This is a genomic window from Microbacterium sp. Root1433D1, from assembly GCF_001426835.1.
GTDB classification, from domain to species: domain Bacteria; phylum Actinomycetota; class Actinomycetes; order Actinomycetales; family Microbacteriaceae; genus Microbacterium; species Microbacterium maritypicum.
This window is the reverse complement of the sequence record NZ_LMFN01000003.1, coordinates 1-20663: the sequence shown is the minus strand read 5'-3', so window position 1 is coordinate 20663 and position 20663 is coordinate 1. Positions and strand designations below refer to the sequence as shown.

Annotated in this window: 18 protein-coding genes; 8 read left to right on the top strand and 10 right to left on the bottom strand. The window is 69.4% G+C overall.

Annotated elements, in window-relative coordinates; all coding sequences use genetic code 11:
* Positions 1-8: 8 nt before the first annotated feature.
* Entirely contained in the window at positions 9-1724 is a 1716-nt protein-coding gene (locus ASD13_RS11145) for an ABC1 kinase family protein (RefSeq protein ID WP_055869210.1), read from the bottom strand.
* Positions 1725-1772: 48 nt separating this feature from the next.
* Entirely contained in the window at positions 1773-2414 is a 642-nt protein-coding gene (locus ASD13_RS11140) for a PadR family transcriptional regulator (protein WP_055869209.1), read from the bottom strand.
* A gap of 225 nt (positions 2415-2639) precedes the next feature.
* On the opposite strand from ASD13_RS11140, the gene ASD13_RS11135 reads away from it, so the two are divergent.
* From ASD13_RS11135 to ASD13_RS11125, 3 genes are all read left to right on the top strand, one after another.
* Positions 2640-4295 (top strand): glycosyltransferase family 2 protein, encoded by a 1656-nt coding sequence (locus ASD13_RS11135; protein ID WP_162246292.1) that lies wholly within the window; start codon positions 2640-2642, stop codon positions 4293-4295.
* Between the two features lie 115 nt (positions 4296-4410).
* Positions 4411-4899: a DUF2975 domain-containing protein gene (locus ASD13_RS11130; RefSeq protein ID WP_055869207.1), complete on the top strand. Its 489-nt coding sequence runs from the start codon at positions 4411-4413 to the stop codon at positions 4897-4899.
* On the top strand, positions 4899-5126 hold the full coding sequence (locus ASD13_RS11125; protein WP_055869206.1) for a helix-turn-helix domain-containing protein: 228 nt from the start codon (positions 4899-4901) through the stop codon (positions 5124-5126). The genes ASD13_RS11130 and ASD13_RS11125 overlap by 1 nt, the downstream gene beginning before the upstream one ends.
* Positions 5127-5198: 72 nt before the next feature.
* Here the strand turns inward: ASD13_RS11125 and ASD13_RS11120 are convergent, their stop codons facing one another.
* The 8 genes from ASD13_RS11120 to hutH all read right to left on the bottom strand — a co-directional run bounded on the left by ASD13_RS11120 (position 5199) and on the right by hutH (position 16091).
* Positions 5199-6455, bottom strand: a complete 1257-nt coding sequence (locus ASD13_RS11120; RefSeq protein ID WP_055869205.1) for a hypothetical protein — start codon at positions 6453-6455, stop codon at positions 5199-5201.
* Between the two features lie 187 nt (positions 6456-6642).
* On the bottom strand, positions 6643-8850 hold the full coding sequence (locus ASD13_RS11115; RefSeq protein ID WP_055869204.1) for a chitobiase/beta-hexosaminidase C-terminal domain-containing protein: 2208 nt from the start codon (positions 8848-8850) through the stop codon (positions 6643-6645).
* A gap of 168 nt (positions 8851-9018) precedes the next feature.
* Positions 9019-9888 carry a 3-methyl-2-oxobutanoate hydroxymethyltransferase gene (gene panB / locus ASD13_RS11110; protein ID WP_055869203.1) on the bottom strand — a complete coding sequence of 290 codons (870 nt, stop codon included), beginning with the start codon at positions 9886-9888 and terminating at the stop codon, positions 9019-9021.
* Positions 9885-10769, bottom strand: coding sequence for a pantoate--beta-alanine ligase (gene panC, locus ASD13_RS11105; RefSeq protein WP_055869202.1), 885 nt, complete (start codon positions 10767-10769; stop codon positions 9885-9887). The genes panB and panC overlap by 4 nt, the downstream gene beginning before the upstream one ends.
* A complete protein-coding gene (locus ASD13_RS11100; RefSeq protein ID WP_055869201.1) occupies positions 10766-11527 on the bottom strand; it encodes a Rossmann-like and DUF2520 domain-containing protein in 762 nt (253 codons plus the stop codon). The genes panC and ASD13_RS11100 overlap by 4 nt, the downstream gene beginning before the upstream one ends.
* A 189-nt stretch (positions 11528-11716) precedes the next feature.
* Positions 11717-12880, bottom strand: a complete 1164-nt coding sequence (gene hutI, locus ASD13_RS11095; RefSeq protein WP_055869200.1) for an imidazolonepropionase — start codon at positions 12878-12880, stop codon at positions 11717-11719.
* Between the two features lie 12 nt (positions 12881-12892).
* On the bottom strand, positions 12893-14557 hold the full coding sequence (hutU, locus tag ASD13_RS11090; RefSeq protein ID WP_055869199.1) for a urocanate hydratase: 1665 nt from the start codon (positions 14555-14557) through the stop codon (positions 12893-12895).
* Complete coding sequence (gene hutH, locus ASD13_RS11085) at positions 14550-16091, bottom strand: histidine ammonia-lyase (protein WP_055869198.1); 1542 nt, start codon at positions 16089-16091, stop codon at positions 14550-14552. The genes hutU and hutH overlap by 8 nt, the downstream gene beginning before the upstream one ends.
* A 58-nt stretch (positions 16092-16149) precedes the next feature.
* Between hutH and ASD13_RS11080 the strand changes: the two genes are divergently transcribed.
* The 5 genes from ASD13_RS11080 to ASD13_RS11060 all read left to right on the top strand — a co-directional run bounded on the left by ASD13_RS11080 (position 16150) and on the right by ASD13_RS11060 (position 20421).
* Positions 16150-16932: an IclR family transcriptional regulator gene (locus ASD13_RS11080; RefSeq protein ID WP_055869197.1), complete on the top strand. Its 783-nt coding sequence runs from the start codon at positions 16150-16152 to the stop codon at positions 16930-16932.
* A gap of 68 nt (positions 16933-17000) precedes the next feature.
* Entirely contained in the window at positions 17001-18209 is a 1209-nt protein-coding gene (locus ASD13_RS11075; protein WP_055869196.1) for an OmpA family protein, read from the top strand.
* Between the two features lie 18 nt (positions 18210-18227).
* The gene (locus tag ASD13_RS11070; protein WP_157535624.1) at positions 18228-18764 is read left to right on the top strand and encodes a DUF3060 domain-containing protein; all 537 of its coding nucleotides are present in this window, start codon (positions 18228-18230) and stop codon (positions 18762-18764) included.
* Positions 18764-19489, top strand: coding sequence for a response regulator transcription factor (locus ASD13_RS11065; protein ID WP_055869194.1), 726 nt, complete (start codon positions 18764-18766; stop codon positions 19487-19489). The genes ASD13_RS11070 and ASD13_RS11065 overlap by 1 nt, the downstream gene beginning before the upstream one ends.
* The gene (locus tag ASD13_RS11060) at positions 19486-20421 is read left to right on the top strand and encodes a sensor histidine kinase (protein WP_055869193.1); all 936 of its coding nucleotides are present in this window, start codon (positions 19486-19488) and stop codon (positions 20419-20421) included. The genes ASD13_RS11065 and ASD13_RS11060 overlap by 4 nt, the downstream gene beginning before the upstream one ends.
* The last annotated feature ends 242 nt before the right edge of the window (positions 20422-20663 follow it).

Below are 20663 nucleotides of genomic sequence, written 5' to 3'. Positions count from 1 at the left end.
CGCCGCGGTCAGCGTGGGCCGCGGCGGCCGAACCCTGCGAACAGGGCGTGCAGCAGCGGAAGCGCCGAGATGCAGATCAGCGTGATGCCCAAGGGCGCGATCGACGGGACCAGCAGCGCACCGCCGATGAGCAGGGCCGCGAACAGCACTCCCGAGGCGATGCGACGGGCGATGCCTTCGAGGCGATCGAGGCGACGTTCCAGACGCGAGGTGTCGAAGGAGATGTTGCCGTCGTCGATGCGGGTGATGATCCTGTCGATGCGACCGGGCAGGCTCCAGGTCGTGCTCATCGTGTCCATCGCCTGATTCGCGAAGGCCTGCACGATGTTGCCGCTCTCGTCGCGCAGCAGACGCCCGGCGTAGGGTTCGGCCGCGTCCCACACGTTGAAGGCCGGGTCGAGCCCGCTGCACATGCCCGAGGTCAGCGAGACGGCACGGATGAGCAGCAGCATGTTCTCGGGCAGCTGGAGCGGGAGGGAGCGCACCATGTCGCCGAACTCCTCGGCGAAGTCGCGAAACTCGCGCGGATCGACCTTGCTCAGCTCAGCGAAGCCCATGCCGCCGAAGCGGGCGAACAACGCCGTCAGCGCACGTTCGAGCTCGGCGGTGTCGGCGGAGGGCAGCAGCACGCCGATCTCCTGCGCCGCCGCGACGAGGCCGCGGCTGTCGCGCCCGGCGACGGCGATCAGGAGCATGCGCAGCCCGTCGCGAAGACTCGCGGGGATCTCGGCCATCATCCCGAAGTCGATGAAGGTGAGCCGGAAGCCCCGATCAGAGCCCTGCTCGACCGCGCCCTCCGCAGAGGGCGACGGCGTGACGAAGATGTTGCCGGGGTGGGGGTCGGCGTGTACGAAGCTGTGCGTGAAGACCTGATCGAACATGACCTCGGCGAACACGGCGGCGACGTCGGACGGATCGATGCCGGCCGCGCGAAGAGCGTCGGTGTCGTTGATCTTGATGGCCGTGACGTCCGACAGCGTCAGCACCCGACGCGTCGAGCGCTCCCACACGATCTCGGGGGTGCCGACGCGAGGGTCGCCGGCGAAGTTCTCGCGGAACCGTTCGGCGCTGGCAGCCTCATGAAGGTAGTCGATCTCTTCCAGACTGGTCTCGGCGAACTCCTCCACGAGCGCCGGGGCGTCGACGCGGTCGGCGACCAGGCGCACACGGGTCAGCCACCGCGCGACGCGTCGAAGCGCCGCCAGATCGACCGCGACGATCTCATCGATGCCCGGACGCTGCACCTTCACCACGACGTCGTCGAGGCCGGTGTCGGCGGCGTCGAGCTCCGAGAGACGGGCACGGTGCACCTGACCGAGGGACGCCGCAGCCACCGGCGTCTCGTCGAACCAGGCATACGCCTGCGCGAGCGGTCGGCCCAGCTCCGCCTCGGCAGCGCGGCGGATGTCGGCGAACGGCACGGCAGGCACCTCGTCCTGCAGCCCCTCCAGCTCGGCGGTGATCTCCGGAGGCAGCACGTCCAGGCGCGACGACATGAACTGCCCGACCTTGATCATGAGACCGCCGAGCTCGATCGCGAGCGCGTGGAAGCGCCGTGCGAACTTCTGCATGCGCGGTCCACGCGTGCGCTCCGCGACAGCACTCATCCCGAACCGCGGGAGGACGAGCTCGAACCACCAGATCTTGACGAGTTCTCGCGCCGCGAACGAGAGGATGCGGCGGTAGCGGGCACGATGGGCGCCCTGCGCCGCGGCATCCTTCATCGCGTCATCCTCTTTTCGCCGCTCCTCACCGGATGCCGCACTGCGCGATCAGTCCTGGGCGAGGATCGAGTACAGCCTACGGCGCGCCTCGTCGAGGATCTCGATGGTCGCCTGCACCTGCTCCGGGCTTCCGCTACGACCGACCTGGGCGGCCGCGGCGGCGAGGTCTACGCCCGCCTTGGGCAGCGCGTGGAAGCGGGCGTTGTCGCGGTTCCCGTCCTTGCTGGAGGACGACTCCCATGGAGCCGGGGTCTCGGAGCTCTCGTCGGCGATCGCTCGCCCTGCTTCGGTGAGCGAGTAGGTCTTGCGACCGTTCTGCTCCTCGGCCTCGATGAGTCCTTCATCGGCGAGCAGCTGCAGCGTCGGGTACACGGAGCCGGCGCTCGGCTTCCAGGTGCCGCCGCTGCGCTCGGCGATCTCGTTGATGATCTGGTAGCCGTGCATGGGCTTCTCGGCGAGGAGTGAGAGCACGGCCGTGCGGACGTCGCCGCGGGCCATGCGCGAGCCTCCGGAGGGGCGGGACTCGAAGGACTTGCGGAGCTGGTCCATCGCCTCGAAGATCGCGGAGGCCGGACCACCGGGGCCCGCTCCGAAGCCGGAGCCGGAGCCGCCGAAGAGTCCGCCGGGTCCGCCGTTGCTCCCGGAGCCGCCGTTGCCGCCGAACGGGTTGGAGGGGAATGCGTTGTTCATGATGACCTCCTGCTGTGGTGAACGATACTCAACGATATATCGTTCATGCTGTGTGTGGGGTGGGAGTCTCCGAGCCCGGGGTGCACACGCCCGGGCGTCGCGCAAGCCCGGTGACGCACACAGGAAGTCGTGGTTAGCTCGGTGACTTGTCGACTTGGGGGAGTGAGACGTTTGTCACAGAGTGATCGACCGGAGAACAGCACCAGCGCCGGAGACGCCATCCGCGTGAGCGTGGTCGTCCCGGTGTTCCGCCCCGGGCCCTCGTTCGACGACCTCATCGCTTCGCTCGATCGCCAGACCTTGGGCACCTCGGCCTTCGAGGTGCTCCTGTGCGACGACGGCTCCGGCGAGCCCACCGGCGCGCGCCTGGCGGCCATCGCCCGCGATCGACCCCACGTGCGCGTGCTGTCGCTGGAGCACTCCGGTTGGCCGGGCATGCCCCGCAACCACGGAGTCGATGCCGCCCGCGGCACCTACGTGCAGTTCGTCGACCAGGACGACTACCTGTTCGACGGTGCGCTCGAGAAGCTGTGCGACTACGCCGACCTGAACTCGTCCGACGTGATCGTGGGCAAGGAGGTCGGCATCGGTCGTCGCCTCCCGAGCCGGATCTTCAGCCACGACGTCCCTCGCGCAGTGCTCGGGACCGATCCCCTGCTGGAGATGCTCACACCGCACAAGATGTTCCGCACCTCGTTCCTCCGGGCCAACGGCATCCGTTTCCCCGAGGGCAAGGTGCGACTCGAGGATCATCTGTTCGTGATGCAGGCCTACTTCGCCGCATCGACGATCTCGATCCTGGCGAGCGAGCCCTGCTACGCCTGGGTGAAGGAGCCCGGCAGCGCGAGCTCGTCGCGCATCGACCCCGACACGTACTTCCCCCACCTGGAGACGGTGCTCGATCTCGTCGAGGCGCACACCGAACCCGGGAAGCTGCGTGACCGCCTGCTGCGGCACTGGTTCCGCGGCAAGATCCTGAAACGGCTCTCCGGACGACAGATGGTCCGGTATCCCGACGACTACCGCGACCGCCTCCTCGACGTCGTGACCCCGTTGGTGCAGGAGAAGTTCGGCCCGGGAGTCGATGCCGGCCTCGGCTTCCCCCACCGGATCCGCGCGGCCCTGCTCCGCGCCGGCCGTCGCGATGACCTGCTCGGCCTTGCAAGGTTCGAGGCCGAGACCGTGTGCCGGGCCGTCGTGACCGAAGCGCACTGGTCTCGTGGCGGCGGCCTTCACCTGACCCTCCGCGTGACGCTCACGAGAGACGGCCACGACGCCTTCGTCTTCGAGACGTCGCGCTCCGAGGTGAGGCCATCGGCGCCCACCGACGACGGCGGCTCAGATTCCGCACACCAGGACGCCGCGGCGAAGAGCGTCGGTGCGGCGGATGCCGGATCCACGCCCACGCGCTCGAAGAAGGTCACCCGCCTCATCTCCCTCCCCGTCTCCACGATCGAGGGGCTTCCGGACAACCTGCTGGTCGCCGGCCGCGAACTGCGCAACGACCGGGTCGACCTGTTCCTCCGAGATGGAGAGACCGGCGCCGAACGTCACATCGGCGGCCGGCACCCCCGCAATCTCGACGCCGCCCGCGTCGCGATCGATCCGTTGAAGGTGTTCGGCCCGAGCGACGAGTCGCGCGGAGGCGCCCTGACCGTGAAGGTCCGCCGCGCGGGGTGGACGTTCGAGACCCCACTCGAGGCCAGCCCCGCCGTGCTCGCCCGCGCCGGGCGGTCGCCTCTGCTCGCCGGACGCTCATGCGCTCTCGTGGCGACGGATGACGGCGACGTCGAGCTCCGCCGCGAATGGCCAGGTGGACGCGTGAAGGACTTCGCCGGACGAACCGCCCGCAGACTCCGCGCTCTCCTGCGGAAGCACTGAGGCCCCTCCGAGGTCTCCATCCGAGGGGGCCTCGACGGTCGCTCGGAGTGATCCGACTTGCCAGATCGAACGAATATCGATAGATTTCCCATGTTCTTCGATGAAAGGTCACTCCATGGGAAAACTGACGATCCTCGTGCTGCGCATCGTGATCGCTGTGGCGATGCTCGGCTCCGTGGCGGTGCAGGCCCTGATCGTCCCTCTGCTGTGGCTCGACCTCGGCGAGAACGAGCTGTGGGGCCGGATCTTCCTGGTCTCCCTCGTCGTCCTGGGTGTCGGCACACTCCAGGTCTTCGGCGTGTGCGTGTGGATGCTGCTGACCAGGGTGCGCGCCGGCTCGATCTTCTCGGAGTCCTCCTTCCGGTACGTCGACGTGATCATCGGAGCGATCCTGACGGCGGCGCTGCTCACCTGGATCCTGGCGGCCCTGCTCGCACAGGGATCGATCGCTCCCGGTGTCGTGGCGCTGATCGGGGGCGCAGGAGTGGTGCTCGCCGGAATGGCGCTGCTGGTCGTGGTGATGAAGGCGCTGCTGCGGCAGGCGATCGACCGCGAGGCAGAGGCGCGCTCGTGGCGCTCAGAGCTCGACAACGAGGTGATCTGATGCCCGTCGTGGTCGATATCGACGTGATGATGGCGCGGCGGAAGATGAGCGTCGGCGAACTCGCCGACAGGATCGGCATCACCCCGACCAACCTCGCCGTCTTGAAGAATGGTCGCGCGAAGGCCGTGCGGTTCACCACGCTCGACGCGCTGTGCGCCGTGCTCGAATGCCAGCCGGGCGACCTGTTGCGCTGGGAGCCCGATGTGCCCGCGGGCCGCGCAGACTGACATCACAGCGACGGCGCTCCAGCAGCCGTCAGCCGTCAGCCGTCAGCCGTCAGCCGTCGACCGCCACCGCCCTCACCACAGAGCTGCGCCCGCGACGGCGCGCATCGCTGGAGAGATCGATGCGAATGCTCCGGGCGACGAGAGGGCGCACAGGCTCTCGACCACCCGCCGCACCGCATATCGATCTCCGGATCCGCGCTCCGCGTCGCCCTCCCGTTGCGATCGCAGTGACCACTCGGAGAACCTCCCGCCGTGGCCTCGCCCCTCGTCGACCGCAGCCTCACCGCGCGTGACGGTTTCGGGAAGCTCGTCGAACGCCATGACCGACCCGTCGGCGACGGCCAGCAGTGCGAGGGTGACGGCGCGCAGCTGCCCATGCGGGAACAGCCGCTCCTTGCCGTGCGCTCTCACGATGCCGACGACCCGGAGGAAGCCGCGCGCTTCACCGTTCGCCAGCGCGTGCCCGAGGTGCGTGACCACGATGCGACCGCGCAGCCTGCGCACCGCCTTCGTCTGCCGTGCCAGCAATGCCAGGGCATCGACGGGGTCTGGCACGTCGGACGCCTCCGCGTCGTGCCACCCGAGGTCTTCGACGGCCTCGGCGACGGCCTCGCGGGGCAGCCACCCGGCTACCGGGTCCTGCTCGACGCCGTCGGGGCCGATCCGCGCAACGAGACCCCGCAGTCCTGCGGTCGCCGATTCCACGGTCGCCGAGTCCGCGGCCACCTGGCCGGGCGGAGCGGCGTCGATGAGCCCCGTGCCTTCGAGGTGTGCGAGAAGCGCCAGTCGACGGACGGGCGTCAACGACTCGCACAGCGTCACCAGCGAGGAGGAGGCGCGCAGGCCGTCGCCCCGCTCACTCGCAGTGATCGGGTCGAGTCGCGGCTGCACCAGTCCGAAGCGCTGCGCGAGTTCGAACGCCACATGCTCCGCCCGGAACGGTGGTCGCTGCACCTGCCAGCCCGCGGCCTCCGTCTGCTCTTCCGCCTGCACGCGACCCGCATCGACGACGGTGACGCGCGGCTCCCCCATCGTGGTCTCGAACGGTCCGCTGATCGTCACGTCGACCACGTCAGCGACGCCGGGGATCGACACCCGCTGCGTGTTGCCCCTCCAGGACACGAGATCGATGAGGGGCGAGTGGTCGGGCCCGTCTTCAGAGTCGGGCGTCTCGGGCTCGAGCCCGAGGCTCAGCCGGTAGGCCTCCACGATCCAATAGGAGGGCGCGTCGCGCGGCACACCGATGACCCGGGTGAGGTCAGGCCGATCGGTCACCGACATCTCGACGTGAAGAGCCCAGGTGACGTGGACGTGCTCGGAGAGGTTCATCCGCGCAACGCTAGACCTCTCCCGGCCCTGCTCCCCGCCACGAAAGCACGAACTGTCGAGAACTTTTCGAACCTTCTGGTCGTGCAGGAAGACTCGGAGCATGCACCGGTCCTCCGGCGGACGCCGGGAGGCCCTGCGGTGCGAGAGGACACGGCCTCGCCTCACCACAGGGCCCCACCTCTGCATGTCAGCGCAGCACGAACTCCACCGTCGTGACATTGCCGGCGACGTCGTAGACGAGAAGCGTGTTCTCCCCCTTCACCCCGCCGAAGGTCCCCGGCTTCACGAAGTTGAGGTCGGACCAGGCGTTGTTCGTCAGATCCTTCTCGACGCCGTTGAGCGCGATCCGGTCGACCTTGCCGGCATCGTTGAGCTTGAAGCTGACCTTGTCATATCCCGCTGCATCGCCGACCGTGAACGAGCCGCCGGTCTTCACGGTCACCGTGGGGGCTGTGGCGTCGACGACGACATCGAAGGTCGAGGTCTTCGAGATGTTGCCGGCCGCATCCTGGGCGTTGTACTTGACCGTGTACGCACCGTCGGGAAGCTTGACCGTCGCGACATGCGAGCCGCTCGCACCCGAGACCGCCGACTGCGTGCTCTTGACGAGCTTCCCGCCCTGGTAGATGTTCGCGACGATGCGGGCGAGCCCCACCTCATCGGTCGCATCGACCCGGATGTCGATGGACTTCGAGGGGCCGGTCGACGCCGGACTGACGAGCGTGACCTGCGGGCGCGTGGTGTCCGGCACCTCGCCGGCGACGAATGCGACCGAGGTCTTCTCGGAGCGGTTGCCGTACATGTCGACCGCGGTGACCTCGGCGATGTAGCTCGTCCCCTTCGTGAGGGTGAGGAGCGGAGCATCGGCCTGTCGGCCATTGCGGATGGCGAGCGGGATCTCGAGCACGCTCGGGCGCGGCGCGATCTGGAAGTCGGCGAGCACCTTCGCCCCGGCCCTGATCGGCAGCGCCTCGGCGCCCGTGACCGCGTCGCGGACCCGCACGTCGTAGCCGTACACCGCTTCGTCATCGGTCGCGGCGGGAACGCGGAGCACATCGGCCCCGTTCGTCACGATGTGCTCGGGTGCTCCCTGCTGCACCGGAGCGACCGCATCGCGCGCGGCGGCCGTGTAGTCGAAGTTCGCGCGCACCTCTTCGGTGGTGCTGCCGTCGAGGCGGACGGTCCACGTCGGCCCTGCGAGCGTCCCCGCGCTGGCGAACGGGTAGCCGGACTGGTAGCCCCACGCACCGTTCGTGTAGGTGCGTTCGTCTTCGGCGGCGAAGTTGATCCGGTCGATCTCGGTGCGGTCTGCGTAGACCTCGACGTAGAGGGCCTGCGCGGTCGGGATCGTGAACTCGTCCCAGAGCGCATCGCCGTAGATCTGGTACGCGTCGTGGGGAGTCTCGGTGTACGACATGGATCCGTCGTTCACAGCCGTGAAGGCCCCCTGCCAGATGGAGCGCTCGTCGTTCAGGTGCAGGTGCGAATGGCCGGAGAAGTAGACGGCCTGCGGGTACCCGGAGAGGTCGCTCGTGAGCGCGGCGTTCGAGGCCTGGGCCCCGTCGTAGACCGTGTTGGCGGTCGGCCGGTGGCCGACGACGAAGATCGGCGTGTTGAGAGCGCCCGACTCGGCCGAGAGGGCGGCGAGACGACCCTGCAGCCACGTGCGCTGCGCGCCCGAGTACCGCTCGGTGTCGATCACGAGGAAGGTCTGACCGTCGAACGTCTTCTCGTAGTAGCCGCCGGACGCGTTGGGGAACCAGTCGCCGTAGTACTTGGCCATGTCGGCGTTGCCCACGTCGTGGTTGCCGTGGGACATCAGGATCGGAGTGTCGTCGAGTCCGAGACGATCGATGTTCTCGTCGAAGATCGTCTTCACGACCTGGTGGTCAGGCGCGGTGTTGTTGTTGTTGTCGTTGATCTGGTCGCCGTTGGAGATGATCAGGTCGGGATCGGGGTTGATCGAGGCCAGGGTGTCGAAGTGGCTGCTCCAGATGCCCCGGTTCTTGTCGTCGAGGGACGACGTGTGCACGTCGCTCATCACGAAGAACGACAGCTGCGGCTCCTCCTCCGTCTTGATGATGTAGCCCTCGATCTCGGCGGGCGACGTGACACCACCCTTGATCGAGACCGCGGCGAGGTTCGTCGTCTCCTCGATGACGAGCGGCTTCTTGTAGATCGGGCTCTTCGCGGTCGGCGTCGAGCCGTCGAGTGTGTACCTGATCTCGGCGCCCTGCGGCGCGGTGAGCGCGACGGTGGCCGACTCGGTGAACCGGCCGCCCTCCTGACTGAACGTCGGTGCGGCCAGTCCGTCAGCGGCGTTCGCCGCGAGGGGGAACGCGACGGCTGCGGCGACGGCCGCGAGCGTGCACACTCCTGCGATCTGTCTCTTCACTTGATCCTCTTCCACGTGTATATCTACGACGCACCGAACCGGCGCTGAGATCGACGCTAGGGAGCCGTTCGAGACAGGGAACAGCGAAAGCAGGAACGTTAGGTAAACAACTTGGCCAAGAGGGCCGGGGATGTCGCGAGAAGAAGTAAATACAAGATCACGAAGGTGTCAACGCCCCGCGAGCAGCTCCTCGAGGCGCGCGGCCTCTTCTCGCGCCATGGAGTACCCGTGCTCGACCGCCGGGTAGGCGCCGGAGCGCACCTCGGCCGCATACGCCTCGACACCCGCGATCGCCGCTGCGCGCAGGTCGGCGTAGCGCTTGACGAACTTGGCGGCTCCGCCGTCGTAGAGCCCGAGCAGATCGTGGAACACGAGCACCTGTCCGTCGGCATCCGCGCCGGCTCCGATGCCGATCACCGGGATGTCGAGCAGCGGCACGAGGGCGGCCGTCACCTCGGCGGGCACCGCCTCGACCACGAGCATCGAGCACCCGGCATCCTGCAACGCCAGCGCATCGTCGATCACGGCGAGCGCGGCCTGGGCGGTGCGCCCCTGCGCGCGGTAGCCGCCGAGCGCGACGGCCGTCTGCGGGGTGAGCCCGACGTGCCCGACGACGGGGATGCCCGCCTGCACGAGCGCTCGCGCGCGGTGGACGGTGGTGCCGCCGCGCTCGATCTTCACCAGGTCGCAGCCGGCTTCCTTCACGAAGCGCTGCGCGGTCGCGATGGCCACCTCGTCGGAGGCTTCATACGAGCCGAACGGCAGGTCGCCGACGAGCAACGGGACCGTGAGGCCGCGTCGAACAGCCTTGGTCAGCATGAGCATCTCGTCGATCGTGACCGGCACCGTGCTGTCGTAGCCGAGCACGGTCATCGCGGCCGAGTCACCCACGAGGACGACATCGACGCCCGCGGCCTCCGCGATCTGCGCGCTCGGATGGTCGTACGCGGTCACCATGACGATCGGCTCTCCGGCCGCCTTCTTCGCGGCGAGGCCGGCGAGTGTGACCCGCGTGCGGGGAGCGGCATGAGCGCTCATGCGCCGGCCTCCTTCTCTCTGTGATTTGAAGCTTCCGCCGCGCGCAGGACGTGGTTGTCGATCAGTCGTGCGGCCCCGACGTGCGCGGCGACGGCGAGCAGGGCGTCGCGGTCGACCCGCGCGAGGGGGCGCAGCGTCTCGGCGTCGCGGAGCTCGAGGTATTCGGGGTCGATCCCGGCGTCGCCGAGCACGTCGCGCGCGGCGGAGAGGATGCTCCCGGCGGCGGCGTCACCCGCCTCGAACACTGCGGCGCCCGCGTCGAGGGCACGGTTGAGCGCGGTCGCCTGCACACGGGCGGCGGGGTCGAGGTACACGTTGCGCGAGCTCATGGCGAGCCCGTCGGCTTCCCGCACGATCGGGCAGGCGACGATCCGCACGTCGAGGTCGAGGTCCCGCACGACACGGCGGACCACGAGCACCTGCTGCGCGTCCTTCTGCCCGAAGTAGGCGGTGTCGGGCCGGACGATGCCGAACAGCTTCGTGACGACCGTGGCGACCCCGTCGAAGTGGTGCGCCCCACGGCTCGCACCGTCGAGCACGTCGGTGAGGCCCGCGACGTGGATGTTCGTCGCGAACCCCTCGGGGTAGATCTCCGACGGTGCGGGAGCGAAGAGGATGTCGACGCCTGCAGCTTCCGCGAGCGCGGCATCGCGCGCCTCATCGCGCGGGTAGGCGCTGAGGTCTTCGTTCGCGCCGAACTGGGTCGGATTGACGAAGAGCGAGACGACGACCAGGTCGGATGCCGCGCGCGCGGCCCGCATCAGCGACAGGTGCCCGTCGTGGAAGGCACCCATCGTGGGCACGAGACCGATCATCGAGCCCCCGACCCTCGCTTCGCGGATAGCAGCTCTGACCTCGGGGATCGTGCGGAGGATTCTCATGTGGAGGGCTCCTCGGTTGCAGGGGCGGGGCGGGCGGCGATCGTGCGCGTGACGGCGGCGAGGGCGTCGAACAGGTCGGACAGCTCGAGCTCCGCCGCGGCGGCACGTTGGCGCGCGACGGTCGCCTCATCGCCCCGGGCGATGGGTCCGGTCAGAACCGCAGGAGCACCACTCGCCTCCCAGTTCTCGACCGTCCGCCGCACGAGCGGTGCCAGGAGCGCCCGCGCGTCGTCGCCGGGAACACTCGCGGCGGAGGCGAGCCTCTCCGCGGAGTCGAGGACGGTGAGGAGGAAGTTCGAGGCGAAGGATGCGGCGGCGTGGTAGCTCGCACTGTTAGCGTCGTCGACCGGGAACGGACGAGCGCCGAGGGCGATGGCGAGCTGTTCCGCGACCTCGCGCGCTGCGGACGTACGGCCGGCGACAGCGGCGCCGATGCCGTGGAACACCTCAGCCGACTCCGTGCCGGTGAAGGTCTGCAACGGGTGGAGGCTGAAATCCACGTCGTCGAGAGGGGTCGCACCGGAGACGTGTCCGAGCACACCGGCATGCGGGCGAGCCGCGAGGGCGGTCTCGGCAATCGCGGCATCCGGCACGCAGAGCACGACGATGTCCGCATCCGGGATTTGCTCCGCGCGGCCGAAAGGGCCGAACACGTCGAACCGCGCCGCGCGCAGCGCCCGCGCGAGTACGCGTCCGAGACGCCCGGCGCCGACGATGGCGATGGTCGTTCCTGGTGCGAGAGAAGAGGGTGTCTGCATGGGGATGCCCCGGTCCGGATCACGCGGTTCGGGTGCCAGAAGTATCCGCCCTTCTCGGCGCCTGCTCCAAATCCGAGAGCAGATGACGAAACTGAATGGGCACAATAATTCTCATTATGATCTGTGAACCCTCAATCCACTTATCACATTGGCTTCGGCGCGGAGCGATCGGCTGAGCGCCCCGTGGCCTCAGCCGATCGCTCGCCCGTCCTTCCAGACTGCCCGCACGAGCGGAACGCCGGGTCGATAGGCGAGGTGGATGCGGGTCGGCGCGTCGAGCAGCACGAGGTCGGCCCTCGCACCGGGTGCGAGCACGCCCACGTCGTCGCGGCGGAGCGCCTTCGCGCCCCCGGCGGTCGCCGCCCAGACCGCCTCGGCCGGAGTCATCCCCATGTCGCGCACGGCCACGGCGATGCAGAACGGCATCGACGAGGTGAAGCTCGACCCCGGGTTCGTGTCGCAGGCCAGGGCCACGGTCACTCCTGCGTCGATCAGGCGGCGGGCGTCGGGATACGGCTGCCGCGTCGAGAACTCGACCCCCGGCAGCAGCGTGAGCACGGTGTCGGAGCCGGCGAGCGCGTCGACGTCGGCATCCGTCAGATAGGTGCCGTGGTCGATGGATGCCGCACCGAGCTCGACCGCCAGACGCACACCCTCCCCCGGACCGAGCTGGCTCGCATGCACCCGAGGCACGAGGCCGCGCGTGATCCCGGCTTCCAGCACCCGGCGTGACTGCGCCACCGTGAAGGCGCCGGTCTCGCAGAACACGTCGACCCACTTCGCGTGCGGTGCGCAGGCATCGAGCATGGGCCCGGTGACCAGTTCGACGTACTCGTCCGGCCGGTCGGCATACTCAGCAGGCACGACGTGCGCTCCGAGGAAGGTCACCTCGGGTGTCACCTCTGCGGCCAGGCGCACGAGGCGCTCCTCGTCGGCGACGCTCAGCCCGTAGCCGCTCTTGATCTCGACGGTCGTCGTGCCCTGCGCGAGCATCTCGTCGAGGAAGCCGCGCAGGCGTGCGCGCAGCTCGTCATCTGAGGCGGCCCGGGTCGCGGCGACGGTCGAGCGGATGCCGCCGGCAGCGTACTTCTGCCCTGCCATGCGGGCCTCGAACTCAGCCGCGCGGTCGCCCGCGAAGACCAGGTGGCTGTGACTGTCGACGAACCCGGGGATCACCGCACGCCCACCGGCGTCGACGACCTCAGCGGCCTCCGGTGCGTCCGCGGCGGCGCCCACCCAGGCGATCCGCTCGCCCTCGATCAGCACCGCGGCATCGAGAACGGTCCCGGTGAGGTCGCCGCCGGTGGAGACGTTGGTGGTCAGTTCCGCGATGTTCGTGATGAGCGTCGACATGCCCTCACCCTCTCAGAGCATCGGCACGTTGAGGCCGCGCTCGCGCGCCACCTCACGGGCGTGCTCGTATCCGGCGTCGACGTGCCGCATCACTCCGGTGCCCGGATCGTTCGTCAGCACGCGCTCGAGCTTCTCTGCCGCGAGGGCGCTGCCGTCGGCGACCGTGACCTGACCGGCGTGGATGGAGCGACCGATGCCGACGCCGCCGCCATGGTGCAGCGACACCCAGGAGGCACCGGATGCCGTGTTGAGCAGGGCGTTCAGCAGGGGCCAGTCGGCGATCGCGTCGGAGCCGTCCTTCATGGCCTCGGTCTCGCGGTACGGCGATGCCACGGAGCCTGCGTCGAGGTGGTCGCGACCGATCACGATCGGGGCCGACAGCTCGCCCGAGGCGACCATCTCGTTGAACTTGAGCCCGGCGAGGTGGCGCTCCTTGTAGCCGAGCCAGCAGATGCGGGCGGGCAGCCCCTCGAAGTGCACCTTCTCCCCGGCCTTCTCGAGCCAGCGGTGCAGGGCGGCATCCTCGGGGAAGAGCTCGGCGATGGCCCGGTCGGTCTTGTAGATGTCTTCCGGGTCGCCGGAGAGGGCAGCCCAGCGGAACGGCCCGCGTCCTTCCTCGAACTGCGGGCGGATGTACGCCGGCACGAACCCGGGGAACTCGAACGCCCGGTCGAACCCGCCCAGCTGCGCTTCGGCCCTGATCGAGTTGCCGTAGTCGAACACCGCGGCCCCCGCATCCTGGAAGGCCACCATCGCCGCGACGTGCGCGGCCATCGATTCGCGCGAGCGGCGCGTGAACTCCTCCGGGTCGCGCGCGGCCTCGGCCTTCCAGTCCGCGACCGTGATGCCGAGCGGCAGGTAGGCGAGCGGGTCGTGGGCGCTGGTCTGATCGGTCACGATGTCGATCGGCACGCCGCGGCGCCGCAGCTCGGGGAAGACCTCGGCCGCGTTGCCGACCACGCCGACCGAGAGGGCTTCGCCCGCCTCCTTGGCGGCGACGACCCGGGCGACGGCCGCATCGAGGTCGGTCGTGTACTCGTCGAGGTAGCCGTGCTCCACGCGACGGGCGAGACGCGACTCATCCACATCGACGATCAGCACCGCTCCGTCGTTCAGAGTCACGGCGAGCGGCTGAGCGCCGCCCATGCCACCGGCTCCACCGGTGAGGGTGAGGGTGCCGCGGAGCGAGTCGCGGCCGAGCGAGCGGGCGACGGCCGCGAACGTCTCGTACGTGCCCTGCAGGATTCCCTGCGTGCCGATGTAGATCCAGGATCCGGCGGTCATCTGCCCGTACATGATGAGGCCGAGCTCTTCGAGCTTGCGGAACTCGGGCCAGTTCGCCCAGTCCCCCACCAGGTTGGAGTTGGCGATCAGCACACGCGGCGCCCACTCGTGGGTGCGGAAGACGCCGACCGGCTTGCCCGACTGCACCAGCAGGGTCTCATCCGGTTCGAGCTCGTCGAGAGTGCGCACGATCGCGTCGTACGCCTCCCAGCTGCGCGCGGCCTTGCCGGTGCCGCCGTAGACGACCAGGTCTTCGGGGTGCTCGGCGACCTCGGGATCGAGGTTGTTCATCAGCATGCGCTTGGCGGCTTCGGCGCCCCAGCTCTTCGCGGTGCGCTGGTTGCCGCGGGCGGCGCGGACGACGCGGGGCCCGGATACGGGGGACTCAGCCATGGGTGTGCTCCTTTGCGATGCGGGCGACGGCGCCCGACTGGACGAGTGCGGTGACGGCTTCCATCTCGGGCGAGAGGAAGCGGTCGGGGCCGGGACCGGCGGCGACGGTGCGCACCAGGTCGCGCACGGCACCGGTCGCGGGTCCGGCCTGCAGCGGGGCGCGCAGGTCGAGGGCGCGCGCACCGGTGAGGATCTCGATCGCGAGCACGCGTCCGAGTCCGTCGATCGCGCGTCGCAGCTTGCGCGCGGCGGCCCACCCCATCGATACGTGGTCCTCCTGCATGGCGGACGACGGGATCGAGTCGACGGATGCCGGCACCGCGAGGCGCTTGAGCTCGGAGACGATTCCGGCGGCCGCGTACTGCGCGATCATGAGACCGGAGTCGACGCCCACCTCATCGGCCAGGAACGGCGGGAGACCGTGGCTGCGGGCCGGATCCAGCGCGCGGTCCGTACGACGCTCGGAAACCGAGGCGACGTCGGCGACCGAAATCGCGAGGAAGTCGAGGACGGCCGCGACGGGAGCGCCGTGGAAGTTACCGTTGGACTCGATGCGGCCGTCGAGGGTGATGACGGGGTTGTCGATCACGCTGGCGAGCTCGCGCCCGGCGATCAGCGTCGCATGGGCGAGGGTGTCGCGCGCGGCGCCGTGCACCTGGGGCGAGCAGCGCAGCGAGTAGGCATCCTGCACCCGGCCGTCGTCCGGTCCCTTGTGGCTCGCGACCATGGGGGAGTCGCCGAGGAACGCGCGCAGGTTCGCCGCCGACGCGGACTGTCCCGTCTGGGCGCGCAGCGCCATCAGGTCGGCGGCGAACACGGCGTCGGTGCCGAGCTGCGATTCGACCGACATCGCCGCGGCGATGTCGGCGGTGAGCAGAAGGGTCTCCAGGTCGTGGAGTGCGAGCACCAGCATGCCGAGCATGCCGTCGGTGCCGTTGATGAGTGCCAGCCCCTCCTTCTCGACGAGGGTGAGCGGCTCGATGCCCGCGGCGGCGAGGGCGTCGGATGCGGGAACCAGGGCGCCGGAGGCATCGCGCACGTCGCCTTCGCCCATCGTGGCCAGGGCGATGTGGGCGAGAGGGGCGAGGTCGCCCGAGCAGCCGAGCGAGCCGTACTCGCGCACCACGGGCGTGATGCCGGAGTTGAGCAGGGCCGCGTAGGTCTCGACGACGACCGGGCGGACACCCGTGCGCCCGGAGGCGAGCGTCTGCAGGCGCAGGAGCTGAAGACCGCGGACGACCTCGCGCTCGACCTCGGCGCCCGTTCCGGCGGCGTGCGAGCGGATCAGGCTGGCCTGCAGCTGCAGGCGGCGGTCGGGAGCGATGAACGTGGTCGCGAGGGCCCCGAAGCCGGTGGAGACGCCGTAGTGCGGGTTCGGATCAGCCGCGAGGCCGTCGATCACGCGGCGGGTGTCGGCGACGCGTGCGAGCGCCTCCGCGTCGATCTGGACGGGAGCGTCGTGGCGGACGACGGCGACGACATCGGCGGGAGACAGCGGAGCCGCTCCGACCAGCACGGGGGCAAGTTCGGTCATGTTCTGATTCCACACCCGCGGTGTCGACGGGGATACCCGTTCGTGCGATGCTTTGTCTGTGATCCCAGACAGGAGTGCGGCCTCCCGCGCAGCCGAGCCGCAGGTCCCGGCGGCCGAGAACACCCTCCGCATCCTCAGCTACCTCGCCGGACGCCCGGCTCCTGTGGCGGCATCTGCGATCGCGCGCGAGCTCGACCTGCCGCGCTCCACGGTCTATCACCTCCTCACCACGCTGGCCGCGCACGGCTTCGTGCTGCATCTCCGTGAGGAGCAGCGATGGGGTCTGGGCACCTCGGCGTTCGAGCTGGCCGGCGGCTACACCCGCCAGCAGCCGCTCGCCCGACTCGGCCGACCGCTGATCGCCGCGCTGTCCGACCGCCTGGGCGAGAGCGCCCACCTCGCCGTGATGAGCGGTGGCGACGTTCTCTACATCGTCGAGGAGCGCGCACCCCGCCGCCCCGCCCTCGTGACGGATGTCGGCGTACGCCTTCCTGCGCACCTCACCGCGAGCGGGCGGGCGATGCTGGCCGCCCTGCCCCGCGAACAGGTGCGCGCGCTGTATCCGAGCGCGTCGGCGTTCCCCGACCGCACAGGGCTGGGGCCGCGTCGCCCCGCAGAGCTGCGCGAACTCCTGCGGGAAGTGCGGGCGCGCGGCTATGCGGTCGAGGACAGCGAGGTGGCAGACGGGCTCCGATCGGTCGGAGCCGTCGTGCGCGACCACACCGGCTGGCCGGTCGCCGCAGTGGCTGTCACGTGGGGCGGCGAAGGACTCGATGAGCGGACGCTCGCGGATGCCGTCATCGACACCGCAGGGGTTCTGGAGTCGCGGGTCAAACGGTGAGCGGACGTGTCGCAGGCTTGCGACAACTCCGCGACAGTATCGCCACACCGGCTGGATACGCTCGATCCATGACCACCGCCGCACGCACCGCCTCGTCTGCCTCCCGCCGTCGCCGCCAGGGCGTCGCACTCGGACTCCTGGCCTCCCTCGTCGTCACCGGGTGTGCCGCGACCCCGCCGAGCATCCCGAAGCCGAGCGGCGCCCCGACGTCGCCCGATGCCCCGACTTCCGCCGTCGCCACGCTTCCCGGATACGACGTGGGCCAGTTCCCGCCCGTGCCGCTGTTCGTGCTCCCCGACCTGTCACTGCTGGACTCGTCGGCATCCGCCTTCGCGATCGAGGTCAACGATGCGCTCGCCGACATCCCCGGGGTCACGGCGACACCGGCGCACTGCGATGCCACCGGGAATGTGATCTCCGGCAACGGCACCGCGTTGCTGTACGGCGACGGATCCGGCACCTTCACGGGGCCGGACGGAACCGTGCAGAACTTCGGCGACGGATCGGGTACCTCCACGATCAACGGCGTCACGATCCAGAACTTCGGCGACGGGTCGGGCAACTACACCGATGGCGCGGTCACGATCCAGAACTTCGGCGACGGCTCCGGCAACTACACCGATGCGACCAAGACGGTGCAGATCTTCGGCGACGGTTCCGGCAACTACACCGACGGCGACGTGAGCATCCAGAACTTCGGCGACGGGTCGGGCAACTACGAGGCCGGGGCCGTGACCATCCAGAACTTCGGCGACGGATCGGGCAACTACACCAGCCGCGACATCACCATCCAGAACTTCGGCGACGGCACGGCACAGGTGAACGGCGAGCGGGTGAAGGCCGAGCCGTTGCCGGTCGTCCCCACTCTCGGGGTGTTCCCGCCGCTGGGCACGCTCGCCCCGTTGGAGTCCTGCGGCACGACCCTCACATTCGAGGACGGGGTGCTGTTCGACTTCGACAAGAGCGACATCCGCGCCGATGCGGCCGCCACGCTGGACGCCGTGGCCGACGCGCTCACCGCGCTCGAGGTCGCGCAGGCCTCGGTGTCGGGCCACACGGACGCCATCGGATCGGATGCCGAGAACCAGACACTGTCGGAGGACCGCGCGGATGCGGTGGTCGATGGCCTCCAGGACCGCGGGGTCGGCACGGCACTCACCGCCGAGGGCTTCGGGGAGTCCCGGCCTGTCGCCGCGAACGAGATCGACGGCGTCGACAACCCCGCGGGGCGCCAGCTCAACCGACGCGTCGAGATCTTCATCCCGGCGACCTTCTGACACGAGAAGATGGATGCCATGCGCGCTGCACGCCGGCACATCGCCGCGATCACTCCTGTGGTGATCGCGGCGCTGCTGCTCTCCGGATGCACGGTCCGCATCATCGATCCCTCCGCAGACGATGCCCGCTCGCCTGCGCCACAGGAGGCCGGCCCCGCCCCGCAGGACGAGACCACGCCGCGCGCGACCTCGTCACCGGACGAGGAGGATGCCGACGCGACACCACCGGCGCTCTCCGCACCGAACGCGGCCGAACGCGAGCGGCTGATCGCTGCGGCCACGATCACGATGACCTGCCCGAGCGGGCCGCTCGACCACGACGGCGCCGTGGTGCGCGTCGAGGGGTCGTGCGCGAGTCTGGTGATCGACATCGATGCGGGCGTCGTGATCGCCGACGACGTCGATGAGCTCCTGCTCCGCGGCTCCGGCACCGTCGTCTATGCCGGGACGATAGGCACGGCGACCGTGTCGGGGAGCGCCAACGAGGTGTACTGGACCGGGCCGACGCCGACGCTGGAAGACGACGGCAGCGCGAACTCCCTCGGGCGGGGCTGATGATCACCGAACAGACCGAGCGCCCCCGGATCCTGCTCGTCGACGACGACGAGGCGATCACCGGGGCGCTGGCCGCGTTCCTGGGGAGGAGCGGCTTCGACGTGCGCATTGCCGAAGACGGGCGCGCGGGTCTGGCCGAGGTGGAGCGCGAGGTGCCCGACCTGGTGGTGTGCGATGTGATCATGCCCCACGTCGACGGACGCGAGTTTGTCCGTCGCATCCGGGGCCGGCAGCTCTGGCTCCCGATCATCCTGCTCACCCAGGTCGGCGAGTCGTGGGAGCGCAGCGCGGCCCTCGACGAGGGCGCCGACGACTACCTGAACAAGCCCTTCGATCCGCACGAACTGATCTCGCGCATCCGCGCCGTGCTGCGTCGAAGCTCGCAGGGCGCCGGTGCCCTCCGGGGCTCACAACGGCTACAGGCCCTGGACATCACGCTGGATCGCACCGCGCGTCGCGTGTGGCGGGGCGACACCGAACTCACCCTCACCCCGAAAGCACTCACGCTGCTCGAGTACCTGATGCTGCATCCGCAGGAGGTGCACACGCGAGAGCGGCTCCTGTCAGCGCTGTGGGGCTTCGACTTCGCCTCATCGAGCCGTGCCGTCGACCACCGCATCGCCGAGCTGCGCCGGGTGCTCGGCGACTCCGCAGGAGAAGCGCGCCTCATCGAGACCGCGCAGAGCATGGGCTACCTGTTCGTTCCGCGGGTGGTGGGCGCATGACCGACCGCAGGGGCGTGGCACTCGGGGTGGCGTCGGCCGTGCCGGTCGGGGTGTGCGCTCTCGCCGCGGGGGTGATGACTGCAGCCGGCGACCAGCGCCTTCTCGCGATCGACCTCGCGCTGCCCGGTGCCGTGGTGCTCGCGGGTGCCCTCGTCTCCGCCGTTCCGGCGATCATGCTCGTCATTCATCGCACGCGGCGTCGTGAGCGCACCAGGATGCAGAAGACCGTGGCCGATGCCGCCGCGCAGGCGGCACAGACCGAGCACGCGAATCACCAAAGGTTCCTTGCGCGGCTCGATCATGAGTTGAAGAACCCGTTGACCGCGATCCGGGCGACGGCGGCCGCAGCTGCGGCGCAGGATGGATCCTCACTCGACGAGTGGCGGGTGGTGGACACTCAGGCGACGAAGCTGAGCGCTCTGGTGCGCGACCTGCGCAAACTGGCGGAGCTGGAGACGCGCCCCTTGGAGCTCGAGATGGTCGATCTCGAGCAGGTCCTCAACGAGGCCGTGGCAGCGTTGGCGGCCCAGAACCCTGCGGCAGGCGCACGGATGTCGTTGACGGTCACCCGAGTGCCGTGGCCCGTACCACCGCTGCATGCAGACCTCGACCTGCTGTCGCTTGCGATCGACAACGTGCTGTCGAACGCTGCCAAGTACTCGGCGCAGGGTCCGATCGAGGTGCGGCTGCGTGAACAAGACGGCTGGGCTGTCGTCGACGTCGCGGATGCCGGCCGGGGGATCCCCGCGGGTGACCTGCCGACGGTGTTCGATGAGCTCGCGCGGGCTCAGAACGCGCGAGACGTCACGGGCTCAGGCATCGGGCTCACGCTCGTCGCCACGGTGATGCGGCATCACGGTGGGGATGTGTCGATCCGCTCCGCCGAGGGCGCCGGCACCGTTCTCACGCTGCGTCTTCCGATCCGCCGTTGAGCTGAACGCTCCCTCGACGTGCGACGTCAACGAAGAAGAGCCACCCCTTGCGGGATGGCTCTTGCTTCTGTTTCGTACGCACTCGCGTGTAAACGCAAAATGGCCACCCAACGATGGGTGGCCATTTTGACTAAAAGGAGTCCGGCGGTGTCCTACTCTCCCACAGGGTCCCCCCTGCAGTACCATCGGCGCTGTGAGGTGATGTCGTCGATCGTGATCTCGGAGAGACCGTCGATGAGCTT

Excerpts from the sequence above, each read along its gene's own strand:
- ASD13_RS11145 (WP_055869210.1), bottom strand. The coding sequence starts at position 1,724 with ATGAAGGATGCCGCGGCGCAGGGCGCCCATCGTGCCCGCTACCGCCGC.
- ASD13_RS11140 (WP_055869209.1), bottom strand. The coding sequence starts at position 2,414 with ATGAACAACGCATTCCCCTCCAACCCGTTCGGCGGCAACGGCGGCTCC.
- ASD13_RS11130 (WP_055869207.1), top strand. The coding sequence starts at position 4,411 with ATGGGAAAACTGACGATCCTCGTGCTGCGCATCGTGATCGCTGTGGCG.
- ASD13_RS11125 (WP_055869206.1), top strand. The coding sequence starts at position 4,899 with ATGCCCGTCGTGGTCGATATCGACGTGATGATGGCGCGGCGGAAGATG.
- ASD13_RS11120 (WP_055869205.1), bottom strand. The coding sequence starts at position 6,455 with ATGAACCTCTCCGAGCACGTCCACGTCACCTGGGCTCTTCACGTCGAG.
- panB (WP_055869203.1), bottom strand. The coding sequence starts at position 9,888 with ATGAGCGCTCATGCCGCTCCCCGCACGCGGGTCACACTCGCCGGCCTC.
- panC (WP_055869202.1), bottom strand. The coding sequence starts at position 10,769 with ATGAGAATCCTCCGCACGATCCCCGAGGTCAGAGCTGCTATCCGCGAA.
- ASD13_RS11100 (WP_055869201.1), bottom strand. The coding sequence starts at position 11,527 with ATGCAGACACCCTCTTCTCTCGCACCAGGAACGACCATCGCCATCGTC.
- hutI (WP_055869200.1), bottom strand. The coding sequence starts at position 12,880 with ATGTCGACGCTCATCACGAACATCGCGGAACTGACCACCAACGTCTCC.
- hutU (WP_055869199.1), bottom strand. The coding sequence starts at position 14,557 with ATGGCTGAGTCCCCCGTATCCGGGCCCCGCGTCGTCCGCGCCGCCCGC.
- hutH (WP_055869198.1), bottom strand. The coding sequence starts at position 16,091 with ATGACCGAACTTGCCCCCGTGCTGGTCGGAGCGGCTCCGCTGTCTCCC.
- ASD13_RS11075 (WP_055869196.1), top strand. The coding sequence starts at position 17,001 with ATGACCACCGCCGCACGCACCGCCTCGTCTGCCTCCCGCCGTCGCCGC.
- ASD13_RS11070 (WP_157535624.1), top strand. The coding sequence starts at position 18,228 with ATGCGCGCTGCACGCCGGCACATCGCCGCGATCACTCCTGTGGTGATC.
- ASD13_RS11065 (WP_055869194.1), top strand. The coding sequence starts at position 18,764 with ATGATCACCGAACAGACCGAGCGCCCCCGGATCCTGCTCGTCGACGAC.
- ASD13_RS11060 (WP_055869193.1), top strand. The coding sequence starts at position 19,486 with ATGACCGACCGCAGGGGCGTGGCACTCGGGGTGGCGTCGGCCGTGCCG.